The sequence below is a fragment of the Agromyces sp. NPDC058110 genome (genome assembly GCF_042884735.1).
Classification (GTDB): domain Bacteria; phylum Actinomycetota; class Actinomycetes; order Actinomycetales; family Microbacteriaceae; genus Agromyces.
In genome coordinates this window covers 397,110-413,967 of record NZ_JBHVTI010000006.1, presented here as the reverse complement: position 1 = coordinate 413,967, position 16,858 = coordinate 397,110, and the positions used below count along the sequence as shown (strand labels likewise).

Below are 16,858 nucleotides of genomic sequence, written 5' to 3'. Positions count from 1 at the left end.
ACGCTGTTGAGTTCTCAAGAAACGGACGCACCCAAACAATCACCCGAACCAAGCCGGGCCCTCATTCAGGGCAACCTGTCAACCATACCACCACACACACCCACTCGAACCGGAAACCAGCTGAGAGAAACATGTGGAAGAAGGATCAATCCTAGACTTGAAATCACCGAGTCGCATTCCTGCGCCTTCGAGGTTATTTGGCTAGAACCGCACCCGACCACCCGGCCCGAAGACCAGACCGCCGCGGCGACAAGGACAAACATACGCACCCCACCCCACCCCACACAAATCCACCCCACACCCCGGGCGTGTCGCACCCCAAGAGACCAGCGGTGCACGGGCGTCCGCTCGGTAACGGGCGATGTGTCGCCGGTTGGTCAAGGACTGGGACGGCGGGGCTGTCGGCGACGCGTCGCCGGCAGGTCCGGCGCGGGAAGAGCGGGCTGTCGCACCCCGAAACCAGGGCCCCGGGCACGGGTGGCGGCCGCCACGGCGACGGGAGCTGCGACGCCGGCCACCGGCATCCGCTCGCCTCGGGCCACCGGCCGCCGTTAGCATTCAGCCAACCCGACGAGGAGCCCGATGACGAACGAACTCGCCCCTGTGCCCGCGACCGCACCAGCCGGCTGGTATCCCGACCCGAGCGGCGCACCCGCGCAGCGCTGGTGGGACGGCGCCGCCTGGACCGAGCACTCCGCGCCGGGCGCGACGACGCTCCGTCCGTACGGCGAGCACCTCGTCGCCGAGCAGGTGCCGGCGGACACTCCGACGTCGACCCCGTGGATCTGGCTGATCATCGTCCTGCCGGTGCTGGCGACGTTGCCGCTCCTCGGCCTCGACCTGACCGGGTACCTGATCGACTCGATCACCGATCCGCTCGCGCAGGTCCGCATGTACCTCGATCCCTGGTACCTCGGCACGCTCGCGTTGAGCTGGTCGGCGTACGGCCTGGGCGTCTGGTTCGCCGCACTCGACCGGGCGGAGCTCAGGCGCCGCGGGTTCGGCCGGCAGTTCCACTGGGCGTGGGCGTTCCTGTCGAGCCTGGTCTACGTGATCGGGCGCTCGGTCGTCGTGCGGCGGCAGGCCGGGCGCGGCACGGCACCCATGCACGTGGCCATCTGGACGAGCGTCGCGCTGTTCATCGCGATGATGGTGTGGGCCATCGTGATGACCGCGCAGTTCGTGCAGGCGACGATGGAGTACGCGGGCACGTACGCCGGAGCGCTCTAGGCCGACGTCAGGCGAACGGCGCGCGGCAGGTCAGGCGATCGGCGCAGGCTGGAGCATGACCTTGATCGCGCGGCGCTCGTCCATCGCGGCATAGGCCTCGGCCGCGTCGGCGAGCGGCAGCGCGAGGTCGAAGACGCGCCCGGGCTCGATCGCACCCGAGAGCACGTCGGGCAGCAGTTCCTCGATGTATCCGCGCACCGGCGCGACGCCGCCGTTGACGCCGACGTTGCGGTTGAACAACGGCCGCACCGGCAGCTCGGGGCCGCCGTTCGGCACGCCCACGTAGCCGACCATGCCCCCGGGGCGCGCCGAGCGGATCGCCTGGTCCATCGACTCCTTGGTTCCGACGCACTCGAGCACGCGGTCGGCGCCGATGCCGCCCGTGAGCTCCTTGACGGCGGCGACCCCCTCGTCGCCGCGCTCGGCGACGACGTGCGTCGCGCCGAACACGCGGGCGAGCTCCTGCCGGTCGGCGTGCCTCGACATCGCGATGATCGTGCCGGCGCCGAGGCGCTTGGCGGCGATGATCGCGCAGAGGCCGACCGCGCCGTCGCCGACGACGACCACGGAGTCGCCGGGCTGCACGCCGGCCGAGACCGCCGCGTGGTGGCCGGTGCCCATCACGTCGCTGAGGGTCAGGAGGCCGGGCACCATGTCGGCGGTGACCTCGGCATCGACCGGCACGAGCGTGCCGTCGGCCAGCGGCACGCGAACGCGCTCGCCCTGGCCGGCATCGGCGAACGCGCCCTGGCGGTCGTCGCTGCCCCACCATCCGCCGTTCAGGCACGAGGTGCTGACGCCGTTGCGGCAGTTCACGCAGGTGTTGTCGCAGACGTAGAACGGCGCGATGACGAAGTCGCCCACCTCGATCAGGGTGACGTCGTCGCCGACGGCCTCGACGACGCCCACGAACTCGTGCCCGATGCGGTGCGGCGCGTCGGTGGGCGTCACCCCGCGGTACGGCCAGAGGTCGGAGCCGCACACGCAGGCGGCCACCACGCGCACGATGGCATCGCCTCCGGTCGAGAGCACGGGGTCCGGCACGGTCTCGACGCGGATGTCCCGGACGGCGTGGATCACGGTGGCGAGCATGCTCCGAGCCTACGCGCGACGCCTCAGACGTGCGGCACGAACTCCTGCCAGGCGAGCCGCTTCTCGCGACGGGGGTCGGCCTCGATCCGGTCGACGGCGTCGAAGACGAGGGTGCGCCGCATCCGCTCGTCGTAGCGCGGCCAGCCCTCGGACGGCGCGCCGGCGGCTGCGAACGAGGTCCAGTGCGCCTGCATCCGGCGCCCGACCGAGCGGTACAGCCGTCGCCCGCCGAGCAGCGTCAGGCCGACGCCCGTCAGCGTGTCGAACTTCTCGAACAGGGCGAACAGCTCGAGGCCGTGCGTCGCGTCGAGGCCCATGAGGCGCGGCATCCGAGGGGCCGCATCGAACCGGTAGAACGACACCGGCGCGTACCGGGAGTGCCGCTCGGCGACCTTCACGGTCGGGAACCAGAAGGTGAAGTCGCCCGCGAAGTCTGCCGCGGGCCGGCGCTCGGGCAGGCCGGGGTACTGGCGCTTGATGGCCTTGCGCGACTTCTTGCGCGTGTTCGCGAAGATGGCCCGGATGCGCGGTTTCGTGGTCGGCAGGATGCTGATGCGCCCCACGAACAGCGACCCCTCGCGGTCGTTCGTGCCGATGAGGAGCGGGATGCGGTGCGCGGTGCCGTCGCGGAACGCGTCGAGCGGGCGCACCGGGAGGAACTCCCCGTCGATCACGGGCGCCAGGCTGATGGTGCCGGGGTTCTCGTCGGGCGTGCGCTGCGCCAGCCTGGTCGTCGCGTCGGCGAGCACGCTCGGGCTCGCCGCGAGCAGCATCGCCGCGGCATCCTCGCCCGACTCGCTCTCGAGGTCGTCGTCGTCGACCAGGCGGCTGAGCACGCCGACGTACTCGGTCGCCCAGTGCGCGGCGACCTCGGGCAGGTAGACCGCATTGGCGGGCGAGCTCTGCGCGATGGCCCGCGAGAAGAGGCCCCCGGCCGCCGGCACCGCCATGAGGGTCGTGACCGAGTTCGCGCCCGACGACTCCCCGAACAGGGTGACCCGGTCGGGGTCGCCGCCGAAGGCCGCGATGTTGCGGCGGATCCACTCGAGCGCGGCCACCTGGTCGCGCAGCCCCACATTGACCTCGAACGGATGCCGCGGGCCGGCGTAGGCGCGGAAGTCCAGCCACCCGAGCGCGCCGAGCCGGTAGTTCAGGCTCACGTAGACGACACCGTGCCGCCGCACGAGGCACTCGCCCTGCCGCGGGTACTCGTCGGAGGATCCGACGCTGTACGCGCCGCCGTGCACGAACACCATGACGGGCCGCAGGGGCCCGCCCGCGGCATCCGGCGCCGTGACGTTGATGCGCAGGCAGTCCTCGCTGCGGGCGAGCCTCGGGTGGGCGCCGATGAACTGGCCGCGGCGGTTCTGCGGCGCGACCGGTCCGAAGTCGGCGGCGTCGAGCACGTGGCCCCAGCCCGCTCGCGGCGAGGGTGCGCGGAACCGGCCCGCGCCCTCGGTCGAGGCGGCGTACGGGATGCCCCGCCACATGCGCAGGCCGCGTCGGCGGACGCCGCGCACGGCTCCGCGGTCGGTGTCGACGACGAGGTCGTCGATGCGGACGCCACCCCCCACGAGCATGCGGGGAGCATACCCGCCGCCGGTGAACGCCCGGGGCTTCAACGGCCCGGGCGCCGACGACGCCGATGCCGATGTCCGTGGGATGCGGCAGGATGCACGGGTGAACGGAATCCGCGACTTCTGGCGAGCCCTGCCCACCGAAGGGCGATGGCTGCTCTCGACCGTCGCGATCCAGACGCTCGGTCGCGGTCTGACCCTGCCGTTCACGATCATCTACCTGCACGAGGTGCGCGGGTTCGACCTCGCACTCTCGGGCACGCTCATGGGGCTCATCGCGGTCGTCGGACTCATCGTCACCGGGCCGGGCGGCAGCCTGATCGACCGGTACGGCGCACGGCGCATCCTGATCATCGGCCTGGTCGCCATGATCGTCGGCTGCACGCTGCTCGCGTTCGCCACGCACCCGGCCGTCGCCGCCCTCGGCCTGATCCTGATCGGCGTCAACTTCGGCGTCTCGTGGCCCGGCTTCAACGCCCTCATCGCGAGCATCGTGAGCGGCGACCTGCGGCAGCAGTACTTCGGCATCAACTTCGCGCTGCTGAACCTCGGCATCGGCGTCGGCGGCGTCATCGGCGGCTTCTACGTGAACGTCGAGGCGCCCGAGACGTTCACCGTGATCTTCCTGGTCGACGCGGTCAGCTGCCTCATCCCGATGGCGCTGCTGCTCGGCCCGCTGCGGCACGTGCGCACGCAGGCGGAGCCTCCCGCCGACGGCGAGACCGTCGAGTCGAGCGGCTACCTGCAGATCATCCGGCGGCCCGCGGTGATCTGGGTCACCCTACTGACCTTCGTCGCGATGTTCGTGGGCTACGGGCAGATGGAGGGCGGGTTCCCGGCGTTCGCCCGCCAGTTCGCCGAGGTCTCCACGCGCACCATCGGATTCGCGTTCGCCGTCAACACGCTCGTGATCGTGCTCTTCCAGTTCGCCGTGCTGCGGTGGATCTCCGGCCGTCGGCGCACGCGCGTCATGTGGGTCATGGCGCTCGTCTGGGCGGCGTCGTGGCTGCTGCTCGGCTCGACCGGCCTCGTGCCAGACACGGTGGCCGCCGCGATCGGCGTGCTCGCCTTCATGGGCGTCTTCGCGTTCGGCGAGACCCTGCTGCAGCCCACGGTGCCCGCGGTCTACAACGACCTCGCCTCAGACCACAACCGCGGCCGCTACAACGCGATCAACTCGGCCGCGTTCCAGGGCGGCGCGATCGCGGGCCCGATCGCCGCGGGCCTGCTGCTCGACCACGGCCTCGAGGCGGTCTACATCGGACTGATGGTCGTCGGATGCCTCGGCATCGGCGTCATGGCCCTCGCGCTCGAGCGCCGCATCACGCCCGCCGTGAACGGCATCGTCGAACCGCAGCCCGCGGTCGACTGACGGCGGGACGCCGGTCGACCTGGCGATGGTGGGTCGGTCGGTCGACTGACGCCGGGTCGGTTGGCCCCCGGGCGCTATTTGGCGGTCTTGGGCAGTGGGGGCACGATCGTGCGCAGCGACCACCCGAAGAGTACGAACATGGCGCCGACTGCGCCGGCGAACAGCGCGACGCCGAACGCGACGACCGACGTGAACAGGGATGCCCGCAGGAACGACGCGTTCATGACCGTCGTGCGCACCGGGTCGTCCTGGTCGAGCTCGGCGTAGGTCTTGCCACCGCCGATCTCCTCGGCGTGCATGGCGATGACGCCGGCCTGCACGAACGCGTCGATCGGGCCGTTGACGGTCTGCCCCGCGAGGATCGGGGCATCGTCGGGGATCACGATCTTCTCGGCGGCCAACTGGCTGGAGACCGACGCCCAGGCCACGATCGCGACGACGATGAGCAGGATGCCGCCGATGATGCCGGCGAGCCCCGTCAACCGCACCACGTTCACCTGCGTGCGGTTCAGCACCGCGCCACCGGTCTCGAAATTCTCAGTCATCGCATCCCCCCGAAAGCCGACGTGTGGCTCCACCGTATCGGGCAGATGGCCCGCTGCGCGGGGAACTCGCGCGGGCCGGTCGGGAAGTCGGGGGTCGTGGGTCGGCCCGGCGCGAGGTGCCGGGCCGGGCCGGGCCGGTCATGCCGGGCTGGGCCCGCTGTCGTCGGCCGGTGGCTACAGCTTCGCGGCCTTCGCGAGGAGGCTCTCGCGCTCCCGTTCGTTGCCCGTCAGGCGCGCGGCGGCCTGGAGCTCTGCGCGGGCCTCGTCGTTCCGGCCCAGGCGCGAGAGCAGCTCACCGCGAACCGCGGGGAGGCCGGCGTACCCGGCCAGGCGCCCGCCGACGACGAGCTCGTCGACGAGGCGCAGCGCCGAGGCCGGGCCGGTCGCCATCGCGACGGCGACCGCGCGGTTCAGGTCGACCACGGGCGATGGCGCGATGCGGCCGAGCGCCTCGTAGAGCACGACGATCTGCTGCCAGTCGGTGTCGTCGAACGCGGGAGCGACCGCATGGCACTCCGCGATCGCGGCCTGCAGCCCGTAGGAGGCGCGGCCCCGGCCGAGGCGGTCGGCCCGCGACATGGCGTCTCGGCCACGGCCGATCTGCGCGCGGTCCCACCTGGCGCGGTCCTGCTCGTCGAGCGGGATCGCCGAGCCGTCGGGCGCCGTGCGCGCCGGGAATCTCGCCGCCGTGAACTCCATGAGCGCGACCAGCGACCACGCCTCCGGCTCGCGGGGCATGAGCCCGGCGACCACTCGGGCGAGCCGCAAGGCCTCGTTCGAGACATCCGCGCGCACCCAGTCGCCGCCGGCCGCCGGCACGTGCCCCTCGTTGAACACGAGGTAGAGCACCTGGAGCACCGAGGCGAGGCGATCCGGGTACTCGTGCGGTTCGGGCACCTCGAACGGCACGTTCGCCGCGGCGAGGGTCTTCTTGGCCCGAACGATGCGCTGCTGCACCGTCGCGGTCGGCACCAGGAACGCCCGCGCGATCTCGTCGCTCGTGAGACCGCCGACGATGCGCAGGGTGAGGGCGATCTGCGCCTCGCGCGAGAGCACGGGGTGGCACGAGACGAAGACCAGGCGCAGCACGTCGTCGTCGATGGTGTCGGGGTCCCAGAAGACGTCGGATGCCGCGTCGCCCTGCTGCTCGAGGTCGTGCGCCATGGCCGCGTACCGTTCGTCGAGCCGCTCGCGCCTGCGCCATCCGTCGATCGCGCGTCGTTTCGCGACCGACGTGAGCCACGCGCCCGGATTGTTCGGCACGCCCTCGGCCGGCCACTGGCGCAGCGCCTCGAGCATCGCCTCCTGCGCGAGGTCCTCGGCGGTTCCCACGTCGCCGACGAACCGGGTCAGCGTCGCGACGATGCGCGCGGACTCGATGCGCCAGACGGCGGCGAGGGCACGCCGGGCGTGCTCGTCGGCGGCGCGGGTCGCAGCGGCTTCGCCCGTCAGGTCGGCGGCCGCCGGGTCGGCGTCGTCCGCTGACCCGGCCGCGCCCGCGGCATCCGTCGCTCGCATCGTTCCTGCCCCGCGGCGGTCAGTCGGCGTGGCGCTCGGCGGCAGCGGAGGCCGCCTCAGCGATGGCCGCATCGGAGTCGGCCCGCCAGCCGGCCTCCTTCTGGATCCACTCGTTGTCCTGCGGGAAGTCCTCGAGCTCGTTGACGCGACGCACCTCGAGCTTCGAGCCCGGCCCGAGCGGGCAGCGCTTGGCCCACTCCGCGGCCTCTTCGGGGCTCGAGGCCTGGATGATCCAGAACCCGTTGAAGAGCTCCTTGGTCTCGCCGTAGGGGCCGTCGGTGACGACCGGGGGCGTGGCGTCGAAGTCGACGACGAAGCCCTCCTTCGCGTCGGCCAGTCCCTCGCCGCCGAGCAGGACGCCCGCCTTGATGAGCGACTCGTTGTACGCGCCCATGGCGGCGATGACCTGCTCGAAGTCGAGCTGCTCGTAGGCCTCGACGGCCGCGTCGTTGGATCGCATGATCAGCATGTACTTCACGGTGTGCTCCTTGTTCGATGTGGCCGTGCGGCCGGTTCGGGTCGGGGCGAAGTGCCCGCCTCACTCCTGCGTCGAACGAGCGGACGCCGGATCGACATCCGCTCCGAAATTCTTCCCATCGTGTCGCAGATCACGTCTCGACGGCCACGAGAGCCACGATCGGGAAGGCGGCACGCCGGATGCCGGAGTGCGGAATCCGGCGTGCGGCCGGGCGTGCGGCCCGGCCTGCTGCCGCATCCGCCTTCGGAGATGCCGCGCCTAGTGCTCCCGCTCGGCGCGACCCACGGTCAGCGCCTCGCCCGAGGCATCCAGCCCGACGACGACCGCGTCGCCGTCGCGCACCTCGCCCGAGAGCAGCGCCCGCGCCAGGCGGTCGTCGATCTCGCGCTGCATGAGGCGGCGCAGCGGCCGGGCCCCGTAGAGAGGGTCGTAGCCGCGCTCGGCGAGCCACGCCCGCGCGTCGGGCGTGACGGCGAGCTCGAGCCGACGCTCGTGCAGCCGGGCCGACAGCCGGTCGACGTAGAGGTTCACGATCTCGGCGAGCTCCTCCTCGCTGAGCGCGGAGAACACGACGAGGTCGTCGAGCCGGTTCACGAACTCGGGCTTGAACGACTGCCGCACGGCCTGCATGACCGCGTCCTCCTTCTGCTCCCACGAGAGCGTCGGGTCGACGAGGTACTGCGACCCGAGGTTCGACGTGAGGATCATGATGACGTTGCGGAAGTCGACCGTTCGGCCCTGCCCGTCGGTGAGCCGGCCGTCGTCGAGCACCTGCAGCAGCACGTCGAACACCTCGGGGTGGGCCTTCTCGACCTCGTCGAACAGCACGACCGAGTACGGGCGTCGCCGCACGGCCTCGGTGAGCTGGCCGCCCTGGTCGTAGCCCACGTACCCCGGAGGCGCGCCGACGAGCCGGGAGACCGAGAACTTCTCGCCGTACTCCGACATGTCGATGCGCACCATGGCGTGCTCGTCGTCGAAGAGGAACTCGGCGAGCGCGCGGGCGAGCTCGGTCTTGCCGACGCCGGTCGGGCCGAGGAAGAGGAACGAGCCGGTCGGACGGTTCGGGTCGCTGATGCCCGCGCGGGTGCGGCGCACGGCGTCGGCGACGGCCGCGACCGCCCGCTTCTGGCCGATGAGGCGCTTGCCGAGCTCGCGCTCGAGGTGGAGCAGCTTCTCGGTCTCGCCCTGCAGCAGGCGCCCGACCGGGATGCCCGTCCAGGCGGCGATCACCGCCGCGATGTCTTCATCGGTGACCTGCTCGTTGACCATGCGCGGCTCGTCGGCCTGCGTCGACTCGGCGCGCTCGGCCTCGACGAGGTCGCGCTGCAGGCGGGCGATCGTCTCGTACTCCAGTCGCGACGCCGTGGCGTAGTCGGCCTCGCGCATGGCGCGGTCGCGCGCGGTGACGGCCTCGTCGAGCTGCTTCTTCAGGTCTCCGACGCGGTTCAGCGACATCCGCTCGCGCGACCAGCGCGCCTCGAGGTCGGCGAGCTCGCGCTCCTTGCCGACGAGCGTCTCGCGCAGCTTCGCGAGCCGCTCCTTCGACGCGTCGTCCTTCTCCTTCTTGAGTGCGAGCTCCTCGATCTTCATGCGGTCGACCTCGCGCTTGAGCTGGTCGATCTCGATCGGGCTCGAGTCGATCTCCATTTTGAGGCGCGACATGGCCTCGTCGATGAGGTCGATCGCCTTGTCGGGCAGCTGGCGCGACGTGATGTAGCGATTGCTGAGGGATGCCGCGGCGACGAGCGCGGCGTCGGTGATCGTCACTCCGTGGTGGGCCTCGTAGCGGCCCTTGAGTCCGCGGAGGATCGCGACCGTGTCTTCGACCGACGGCTCGCCGACGTACACCTGCTGGAAGCGGCGTTCGAGCGCGGCATCCTTCTCGATGTACTCGCGGTACTCGTCGAGCGTGGTCGCGCCGATGAGGCGCAGTTCGCCGCGCGCGAGCATGGGCTTCAGCATGTTCGACGCCGCGACGGAGCCCTCGCCGCCGCCCGCACCCATGAGCAGGTGCAGCTCGTCGACGAAGGTGATGACCTCGCCGTCGGACTCGTCGATCTCCTTCAAGACGGCCTTGAGTCGCTCCTCGAACTGGCCGCGGTACATGGCGCCGGCCACGAGCGCCGAGATGTCGAGCGAGATGAGCTGCTTGCCCTTGAGCGACTCGGCCACGTCGCCGGCGACGATGCGCTGCGCGAGTCCCTCGACCACGGCGGTCTTGCCGACGCCGGGCTCGCCGATGAGCACCGGGTTGTTCTTGGTGCGACGCGTGAGCACCTGGCTGACGCGTCGGATCTCGGCGTCACGGCCGATGACCGGGTCGAGCTTTCCGGCGGCGGCGATCTCGGTGAGGTTGACGCCGTACTGTTCGAGCGCCGACTTCTGCTCCTCCTGCGAGCTCGGCGCACCCTGCATGTTCGCCACTCAGAACTCCCTTCGTTTCAAACTTGAGTGTACTTAACTCAACTTTGCGAAGCGGGACGGTATTCCGGCAGCCGCACGAAAACATCCCCCGGTTCACGGTAGACGGATGCCTCGGGGCGCGCCAGACTCGCCCCGGGCCGAGTGGGCCGAGCGCACCGCCGATTTCCATGCGGTGGAATGGACCCCGGCCGGCCGGCGTTGGCTCTGGCATGCAACGCTTCGGAACCCTCTCGTTCGGCCACTACGGTCACCTCGGCGGCGGGCGCGAGCTCTCGGCCGGCGACTCCATGCTCCAGGCCATCGACCTCGCACAGGGCATGGACGACCTCGGGGTGAACGGCGCCTACTTCCGCGTGCACCACTTCGCCCGCCAGCAGGCGTCGCCCATGCCCGTGCTCGCGGCCATCGCCGCCCGCACGCGGGGCATCGAGGTCGGCACCGGCGTCATCGACATGCGGTACGAGAACCCGCTGCACCTCGCCGAGGAAGCGGCCGCGGTCGACCTCATCTCGGGCGGCCGGCTCGCGCTCGGCGTGAGCCGGGGATCGCCCGAGAGCGTCGTGCGCGGCTACGAGGCGTTCGGGTACACGGGCTCGACCGACCCGCGCGGCGCCGACATCGCGCGCGAGCACTTCGCCCGGTTCCTCGAGGCCGTCGAAGGCGCGGGCCTCGCGGAGCGCGACGCGTCGTCGCCGTTCGGCGGCGGCCAGGGCATGCAGCGCATCGAGCCGTACTCGCCGGGCCTCCGCTCGCGCATCTGGTGGGGCGCCGGCAACCGCGACTCCGCCGAGTGGGCCGGGCGCACGGGCGTGAACCTCATGTCGTCGACCCTGCTCACCGAGGACCGCGGCATCCCGTTCGACGAGCTCCAGGCGCAGCAGATCCGCGCGTTCCGCGAGGCCTGGCGCGAGGCCGGCCACCCCGGCGACCCGCGCACCTCGGTCAGCCGATCGATCTTCCCGATCACGACCGCCGAAGACGAGCTGTACTTCGGCGGCCGCGCCGACAGCTCGGGCGTCGGCATGATCGACGGCATGCGCTCGACGTTCGGCAAGACCTACGCCGACACCCCCGACCGGCTCGTCGACCAGTTGCTGAAGGACGCCGCCATACGCGAGGCCGACACCCTCATGCTGACCATTCCGAGTCAGCTGGGCGTGCAGTTCAACCTGCGGCTCATCGCGGCGTTCGCCGAACACGTCGCGCCGAGCCTCGGGTGGGAACCGACGACCGGCGGCCGTTGACCGGCCGCCGCGTGATCAGCGCGGCACCCGGTACTTGAACCCGAGGTGCGAGCCCTCGAACCCGAGTCGCTCGTAGAAGCGGTGGGCGTCGGTGCGCACGGCGTCGGAGGTCAACTGCACGAGCGCGGCGCCGAGCGTCGGGGCGGCGGCATCCGTCACCCATCGCATCATCGCCGCGCCGATGCCGCCCGAGCGCAGGTCGGCGCGCACCCGCACGGCCTCGACGAGCAGGCGGGAGGCGCCGCCGCGCGACATGCCGGGGATGAGCGTGAGCTGCATCGTGCCGACCACGCCGTGCCCGGGCAGCTCGGCGACCACGATCGCGTTCGACGGGTCGGCCGCCACGGCCTCGAAGCCGCGCAGGTAGTCGTCGCGGGCGAACGCGTCGGCGCCGTGCCCGCGCGACACGGCGACGGCGTCGTCGGTGAGCAGGGCGATGACGGCGTCGACGTCGACCGCCACGGCCTGGCGCAGCACGCCGTCGGGAGCGGCCGGGGCGCCGAGCGGCGCGGGGAGTTCGAGGGCGGGGAGCACGTACCCAGTCTGCCCGCCGGGAGATCCCGCCCGATCCCCGCTCAGTCGGCCAGGCGTTCGATCGACGTCACGGTCGTGCGCACCACGCCCGCCGGCGTCGGCACCTCGTAGCGCACGGGCATGCCGGGGTGCGCGAGCGCGAACCAGAAGGTCGTGGCGGATGCCGCGGGGTCGCCGTCGTCGCGCACGGCGTAGCGGAGGCAGTCGAGCCGACCCAGGCCGTCGAGCTCGAGCACCTCGGAGGTGCGCACGGTCGTCGCCGCCGGGAACGCCGCGTGTCCCTGGAGCTCACGCCAGGTCACCCGGCCGATCGCGACCTCGCCGTCGACCCCGCCGCCCTCGTCGAGCCGCCACTGCAGAAGCGTCGCGCCCTCGGCGTCGCAGTCGACGAACCGGTTGACCCGCGCGAAGCGCTCGTCGCCCGGCCCCTCGACGACGAGTCGGATCGTCTTGCCTGCGCCGGTGGCGTCGCGGATCTCGTCGGCCGTGAAGGGCGTCGGCAGCAGCCCGGGCCCGAGCACGTGCGGGTCGGGTGCGCCTGCCCCCGACGGCTCGGCTTCTTCGCTCATGGCGCCAGTCTGGGGCATCCGCTCCCGTCAGGGAACCACTGCATCGGATGCCGCGAGCAGGTCGAGCGCGTCGAACAGGCCGGTTCGCCACCAGGCGTAGTCGTGCCCGCCCGTGTAGGCGCGCAGCGTCACGTCGGCACCGCCCGCGCGCGCGGCCTCGGCGAACCGCGTCGCCGAGTCGAGCATGCCGGACTCCTCGGTGCCGGCCTGCACGACGAACCTTCCGGAGACGGATGCCGCGTGCAGGCGCTCGACGAGGTCGCCGACCTGCCCGGCCGGCGGGCGCGCGTGGGCTTCGCCGGCGCGGAAGTGGAACGAGCCCGACTGCACGACCGCAGTCGAGGCGAGGTCGGGACGGAGGCAGACGACGGATGCCGCGGCGAGCCCGCCGTAGCTCTGGCCGGCGACGATCGTGCGATCGGGGTCGGCGGGCGCACCGACGACCGCGGCGAGCGCGGGCAGCACGTCGTATTCGAGATGGCGGAGCAGCGGTTCGGGATGCGGGAGCAGGCCCGACCGCCGCTCCTGCGAGCCGGACGGCACGAGCACGGTCGCGGCGGGCGGGGCCGGGTGGCGGCCGAGCGCCTGGCGGAGGCCGAGCCCGGCCCAGCGTTCGCCGTCGAAGAGCACGAGCGTGCGACCGCTCGTCGGGCCGGACGGACGCAGCACGGTGAGCGAGGGGCCGCCGTCGACGGGCACGGCGTCGGCGCGCACCCGCGGCGGCGGTTCGGCCCCACGGGAGACCGGGCGGGCAGCACCCGAGTCGGGCCAGACCGGGTGCAGGCGTGCGCCCGGCATCACGAGCACCGACGACCGGTCGCCGAGCGGGTTGGGCAGTCCGCGCGGATTGCGCGGGTCGGGCCGGCCGAGCGCGTGGATGCGCAGCCACCCCTCGCGGGTCGTTCCCGCGTTCCGCGGCAGCTCGGGTGCGACGGCGAGGCGGTAGCTCGCGATCAGGTCGTCTGGCAGGAGGTACGACAGCACGCCGACTGCGGCACCCGGCACCCGTTCGAACAGCGCGGGCGCGAGGTCTTCGCGATGTGCATCGGTGATGCCGTTGACGTGCACCATCGCCTCGTGGCCGTCGGGCAGGTCGACGACGAACGTGACCTCGCGGAGTCCTCCGACCGGGTCGCCCATCGCGGGCCACGTCTGCGAAACCTGCTCAGGCGGTTGCCCGGCGAGCAGGCGCGCCCGGTGTGCGGAATCGGCCCGCCGCGGCATCCGCTGCGCTCTGGTCACGCGGCCCGCGCGCCGGCCCGGACCGTACCGGGCTCCGGCATGTCGACCGACGAAGGCGCGATCGCCGAGCGCCCGGGCAGCGGAACGACGAGCGGGGTGCCGGTCAGCGGATCGGGGATCACCCGGGCGCGCAGACCGAACACCTCCTCGACGAGCTCGGCGGTCACGAGCTCGCGAGGCGCCCCCTCGGCCACGATGCGCCCGTCGCGCATCGCGATGAGGTGGGTCGCGTACCGGCACGCCTGGTCCAGGTCGTGCAGCACGGCGACCACCGTGCGACCCTCGGCGTGGAGGTCGCGGCAGAGTTCGAGCACCTCGATCTGGTGCGTCACGTCGAGGAACGTGGTGGGCTCGTCGAGCAGCACGAGGTCGGTCGACTGCGCGAGCACCATCGCGAGCAGCACGCGCTGGCGCTGCCCGCCCGAGAGCTCGTCGACCCGGCGGTCCGCGAGGTGCGACACCCCCGTGGCATCCATCGCGCGCGAGACCGCCGACTCGTCGTCGATCGACCACTGGCGCAGCAGCCGTTGGTGCGGGAACCGGCCGCGCGCGACGAGGTCGGCGACCGCGATGCCCTCCGGCGCGCTGACCGACTGCGGCAGCAGTGCGAGGGCGCGCGCGAACTCCTTCGCCCGGAACGCCTCGAGGTCGCGGCCGTCGAGCTGCACGGTTCCCCCGGTCGGACGCAGCAACCGGGCCAGCGCGCGCAGCAGCGTCGACTTGCCGCAGGCGTTCGGGCCGACGATGACGGTGAAGCCCCCATCGGGCACGCGCACGTCGAGGTCGTGCACCACCTCGCGGCCGTCCTACGAGAGGCGCAGCGCCTCGCCCTGCAGGCGGGCCGATGACAGCGCGGCCGCCTGCGCGGCACGACGCGATTCGGTCTCGGACACTTCGATCTCCTCCGGATTCATCGGCCGCGCGAGAGCAGCCAGAGCAGGTAGACGCCGCCGAGCAGGGCGGTCACGATGCCGACGGGGGCGCTGAGCGCGAGCGGCAGGTGCTGCGACACCAGGTCGGCGCCGACGAGCAGCACCGCACCCATCGCCGCGGATCCGGCGATCGTCATGCCCGGCGAGCGCCCGAGGCGCTGCACGAGCTGGGGAGCCGCGAGGGCGACGAACGAGATCGGCCCCGCCGTCGCGGTCGCGAACGCGGCCAGCGCGACGGCGATCGCGATCGCGGCGACCCGCACGCCGGTGAGCGGAACGCCCACCTGTCGCGCCACGTCGTCGCCGAGGTCGAGGGCGACGAGGCTGCGCCGCAGCACGACGAGCACGGGCACGAGCACCACGACGGCGATCACGCTCGGCAGCACCTCGTCCCACCCGCGGGCGTTCAGCGAGCCGACGAGCCAGATCTGCGCCGTGATCGCCTCGTCGCGCTGGCTGCGCGTGAGCAGCAGGTCGTTCACGGCGCCGAGGAACGCCGCGACGCCGATGCCGACGAGCACGAGCCGATACCCGGCCCCGGTGCCCGAGCGGATCGTGAGCAGGCCCACGAGCAGGGCGACGACCAAGCCCGCGACGACCGCCGCGACGGCGACCATGCGGGGCGGCGCCTCGAACACGAGGATCGCCACGATCGCGCCCGTCGCCGAGCCGGTGACGAATCCGATGATGTCGGGCGAGCCGAGGGGGTTGCGCGAGACCGCCTGGAACACCGCGCCGCTCACGCCGAGCGCCGCGCCGACGACGACTCCGCCGACGAACCTCGGCAGCCGGATGCCCTCGATGACCCGCAGGGCCGGCCCGTCGGCGTGTCCGAACAGGGCGCCCACGATCTCGTCGAACGAGAGCTGCATCGAGCCCGTCATCATCGCCACGGCGAACAGGGGCGCGAGCACGAGCACGAGCACGGAGGTGACGAGCACCGGGCGCACGTGCCAGCGCAGCGACATCCGATCGCGCGGCGAACGCCAGGTGATGGTGCGGTGGGATGCCCCGGCGGCCGAGCCGGGGCTCGGCGGCGTGGCATTCGCGGCGGGCGAGGCGGGTGCGGTGGTGGGGTCGGGTGCCGTGGTCGCCATCAGAGCCTCATGAGTCGTCGGCGCCGCGCGAGCGCGATGAAGATGGGGGCGCCGATGAGCGCCGTCACGATCGAGGTCTCGACCTCGGCGCCGGGCACGAGCACGCGGCCGAGGATGTCGGAGCCCAGCACGAGCACCGCGGCGGCGAGCGCCGAGAGCGGCAGGATCCACCGGTAGTCGGGGCCGACGACGAGCCGCACACCGAGCGGCGCCGCGAGGCCGACGAACGCGATCGGACCGGCGACCGCCGTCGCGGAGCCAGCAAGCAGCACGACGAACGCGGCGCCCGCCCAGAGGACGCGTCGCGGATCGGCCCCGAGCGATCGCCCGAGCTCGCGGCCCATCGCGATCGCGTTGAACGACGGGCCGAGCAGGCACGCGATGACGACCGTCGGCACGATGACGAGCGCGGCCGGCAGCACGAGGTCGCCGCCGCGCCCCTGCACCGAGCCCACGGCCCAGTGCCGGAAGGTGTCGAACACCTCGGGGAAGTTGATGAGCAGCACGTTCGTGTACGCGCCGAGCGCGACCGAGAGGGCCGCACCCGCCAGGGTCAGCCGGATCGGGTCGGCGCCCTTCGCGAAGAGCCCGCCGAGTGCTGCGACGAGCACGGATGCCACGGCCGCACCCACGAACGCGAAGCCCATGGTGCCGAACGGGCCGAGCGATCCGCCGAACGCGCTGCCCGTGAGGGCGATGCCGGTCACGGCGGCAGCCGCGGCGCCCGCGTTGACGCCGAGGATGCCGGGCTCGGCGAGGGGATTGCGCGTGAGCGCCTGCATGACCGTGCCCGCGACGCCGAGGCCCGCGCCCACGAGCACCGCGAGCAGGGTGCGCGGGATGCGGAGCTCGGTCACGACCAGGTGGCGGTCGTCGGACGGGTCGGGGGCGAGGATCGCATCCCAGACAGCGTCGGGCTCGATCGCGCGCGACCCGACGAGCACGCTCACGACCATGAGCGCCGCGAGCAGCGCCACTCCGACGCCGAGCGCCACGAGCGG

At 72.4% G+C, this 16,858-nt stretch carries 15 protein-coding genes; 3 read left to right on the top strand and 12 right to left on the bottom strand.

Translation table 11 applies throughout. The features are described 5' to 3' along the window. The first annotated feature begins 582 nt into the window (after window positions 1–582). On the top strand, window positions 583–1,230 hold the full coding sequence (locus ACFVS8_RS16975; protein WP_387064871.1) for a DUF2510 domain-containing protein: 648 nt from the start codon (window positions 583–585) through the stop codon (window positions 1,228–1,230). 30 nt (window positions 1,231–1,260) lie between these two features. Here ACFVS8_RS16975 and ACFVS8_RS16970 read toward each other — a convergent pair whose 3' ends face one another. Together ACFVS8_RS16970 and ACFVS8_RS16965 are read right to left on the bottom strand one after the other, a co-directional pair. After that, a complete protein-coding gene (locus ACFVS8_RS16970; protein ID WP_387064868.1) occupies window positions 1,261–2,322 on the bottom strand; it encodes a zinc-dependent alcohol dehydrogenase family protein in 1,062 nt (353 codons plus the stop codon). Between the two features lie 23 nt (window positions 2,323–2,345). After that, window positions 2,346–3,902, bottom strand: coding sequence for a carboxylesterase/lipase family protein (locus ACFVS8_RS16965; RefSeq protein WP_387064865.1), 1,557 nt, complete (start codon window positions 3,900–3,902; stop codon window positions 2,346–2,348). Between the two features lie 100 nt (window positions 3,903–4,002). Between ACFVS8_RS16965 and ACFVS8_RS16960 the strand changes: the two genes are divergently transcribed. Continuing rightward, a complete protein-coding gene (locus tag ACFVS8_RS16960) occupies window positions 4,003–5,271 on the top strand; it encodes an MFS transporter (RefSeq protein WP_387064862.1) in 1,269 nt (422 codons plus the stop codon). Window positions 5,272–5,345: 74 nt separating this feature from the next. Here ACFVS8_RS16960 and ACFVS8_RS16955 read toward each other — a convergent pair whose 3' ends face one another. From ACFVS8_RS16955 to ACFVS8_RS16940, 4 genes are all read right to left on the bottom strand, one after another. Continuing rightward, window positions 5,346–5,816, bottom strand: coding sequence for an aromatic ring-opening dioxygenase LigA (locus ACFVS8_RS16955; protein WP_387064859.1), 471 nt, complete (start codon window positions 5,814–5,816; stop codon window positions 5,346–5,348). Between the two features lie 174 nt (window positions 5,817–5,990). Beyond that, entirely contained in the window at window positions 5,991–7,334 is a 1,344-nt protein-coding gene (locus ACFVS8_RS16950; RefSeq protein ID WP_387064856.1) for an RNA polymerase sigma factor, read from the bottom strand. A gap of 19 nt (window positions 7,335–7,353) precedes the next feature. Beyond that, window positions 7,354–7,812 carry a YciI family protein gene (locus tag ACFVS8_RS16945; protein ID WP_387064853.1) on the bottom strand — a complete coding sequence of 153 codons (459 nt, stop codon included), beginning with the start codon at window positions 7,810–7,812 and terminating at the stop codon, window positions 7,354–7,356. Window positions 7,813–8,070: 258 nt separating this feature from the next. Next, window positions 8,071–10,239, bottom strand: a complete 2,169-nt coding sequence (locus ACFVS8_RS16940) for an ATP-dependent Clp protease ATP-binding subunit (RefSeq protein ID WP_387064850.1) — start codon at window positions 10,237–10,239, stop codon at window positions 8,071–8,073. 209 nt (window positions 10,240–10,448) lie between these two features. On the opposite strand from ACFVS8_RS16940, the gene ACFVS8_RS16935 reads away from it, so the two are divergent. Next, window positions 10,449–11,483 (top strand): LLM class flavin-dependent oxidoreductase, encoded by a 1,035-nt coding sequence (locus ACFVS8_RS16935; protein ID WP_387064848.1) that lies wholly within the window; start codon window positions 10,449–10,451, stop codon window positions 11,481–11,483. A 15-nt stretch (window positions 11,484–11,498) separates the two neighbouring features. On the opposite strand, the gene ACFVS8_RS16930 is transcribed toward ACFVS8_RS16935, so the two are convergent. The 6 genes from ACFVS8_RS16930 to ACFVS8_RS16905 form a co-directional block, all read right to left on the bottom strand. Next, window positions 11,499–12,017: a GNAT family N-acetyltransferase gene (locus ACFVS8_RS16930; RefSeq protein WP_387064845.1), complete on the bottom strand. Its 519-nt coding sequence runs from the start codon at window positions 12,015–12,017 to the stop codon at window positions 11,499–11,501. 41 nt (window positions 12,018–12,058) lie between these two features. Continuing rightward, window positions 12,059–12,586, bottom strand: a complete 528-nt coding sequence (locus ACFVS8_RS16925) for a hypothetical protein (protein WP_387064842.1) — start codon at window positions 12,584–12,586, stop codon at window positions 12,059–12,061. Window positions 12,587–12,613: 27 nt separating this feature from the next. Beyond that, window positions 12,614–13,726, bottom strand: coding sequence for an enterochelin esterase domain-containing protein (locus ACFVS8_RS16920; RefSeq protein ID WP_387064840.1), 1,113 nt, complete (start codon window positions 13,724–13,726; stop codon window positions 12,614–12,616). A gap of 98 nt (window positions 13,727–13,824) precedes the next feature. Then, window positions 13,825–14,622 carry an ABC transporter ATP-binding protein gene (locus ACFVS8_RS16915; protein WP_387064837.1) on the bottom strand — a complete coding sequence of 266 codons (798 nt, stop codon included), beginning with the start codon at window positions 14,620–14,622 and terminating at the stop codon, window positions 13,825–13,827. 116 nt (window positions 14,623–14,738) lie between these two features. Beyond that, complete coding sequence (locus ACFVS8_RS16910; protein ID WP_387064834.1) at window positions 14,739–15,857, bottom strand: FecCD family ABC transporter permease; 1,119 nt, start codon at window positions 15,855–15,857, stop codon at window positions 14,739–14,741. Next, window positions 15,857–16,852 carry a FecCD family ABC transporter permease gene (locus tag ACFVS8_RS16905; RefSeq protein ID WP_387064830.1) on the bottom strand — a complete coding sequence of 332 codons (996 nt, stop codon included), beginning with the start codon at window positions 16,850–16,852 and terminating at the stop codon, window positions 15,857–15,859. The genes ACFVS8_RS16910 and ACFVS8_RS16905 overlap by 1 nt, the downstream gene beginning before the upstream one ends. Window positions 16,853–16,858: the final 6 nt, after the last annotated feature.

Excerpts from the sequence above, each read along its gene's own strand:
- ACFVS8_RS16935 (WP_387064848.1), top strand. The coding sequence starts at position 10,449 with ATGCAACGCTTCGGAACCCTCTCGTTCGGCCACTACGGTCACCTCGGC.
- ACFVS8_RS16975 (WP_387064871.1), top strand. The coding sequence starts at position 583 with ATGACGAACGAACTCGCCCCTGTGCCCGCGACCGCACCAGCCGGCTGG.
- ACFVS8_RS16955 (WP_387064859.1), bottom strand. The coding sequence starts at position 5,816 with ATGACTGAGAATTTCGAGACCGGTGGCGCGGTGCTGAACCGCACGCAG.
- ACFVS8_RS16925 (WP_387064842.1), bottom strand. The coding sequence starts at position 12,586 with ATGAGCGAAGAAGCCGAGCCGTCGGGGGCAGGCGCACCCGACCCGCAC.
- ACFVS8_RS16910 (WP_387064834.1), bottom strand. The coding sequence starts at position 15,857 with ATGGCGACCACGGCACCCGACCCCACCACCGCACCCGCCTCGCCCGCC.
- ACFVS8_RS16950 (WP_387064856.1), bottom strand. The coding sequence starts at position 7,334 with ATGCGAGCGACGGATGCCGCGGGCGCGGCCGGGTCAGCGGACGACGCC.
- ACFVS8_RS16920 (WP_387064840.1), bottom strand. The coding sequence starts at position 13,726 with ATGGGCGACCCGGTCGGAGGACTCCGCGAGGTCACGTTCGTCGTCGAC.
- ACFVS8_RS16970 (WP_387064868.1), bottom strand. The coding sequence starts at position 2,322 with ATGCTCGCCACCGTGATCCACGCCGTCCGGGACATCCGCGTCGAGACC.
- ACFVS8_RS16965 (WP_387064865.1), bottom strand. The coding sequence starts at position 3,902 with ATGCTCGTGGGGGGTGGCGTCCGCATCGACGACCTCGTCGTCGACACC.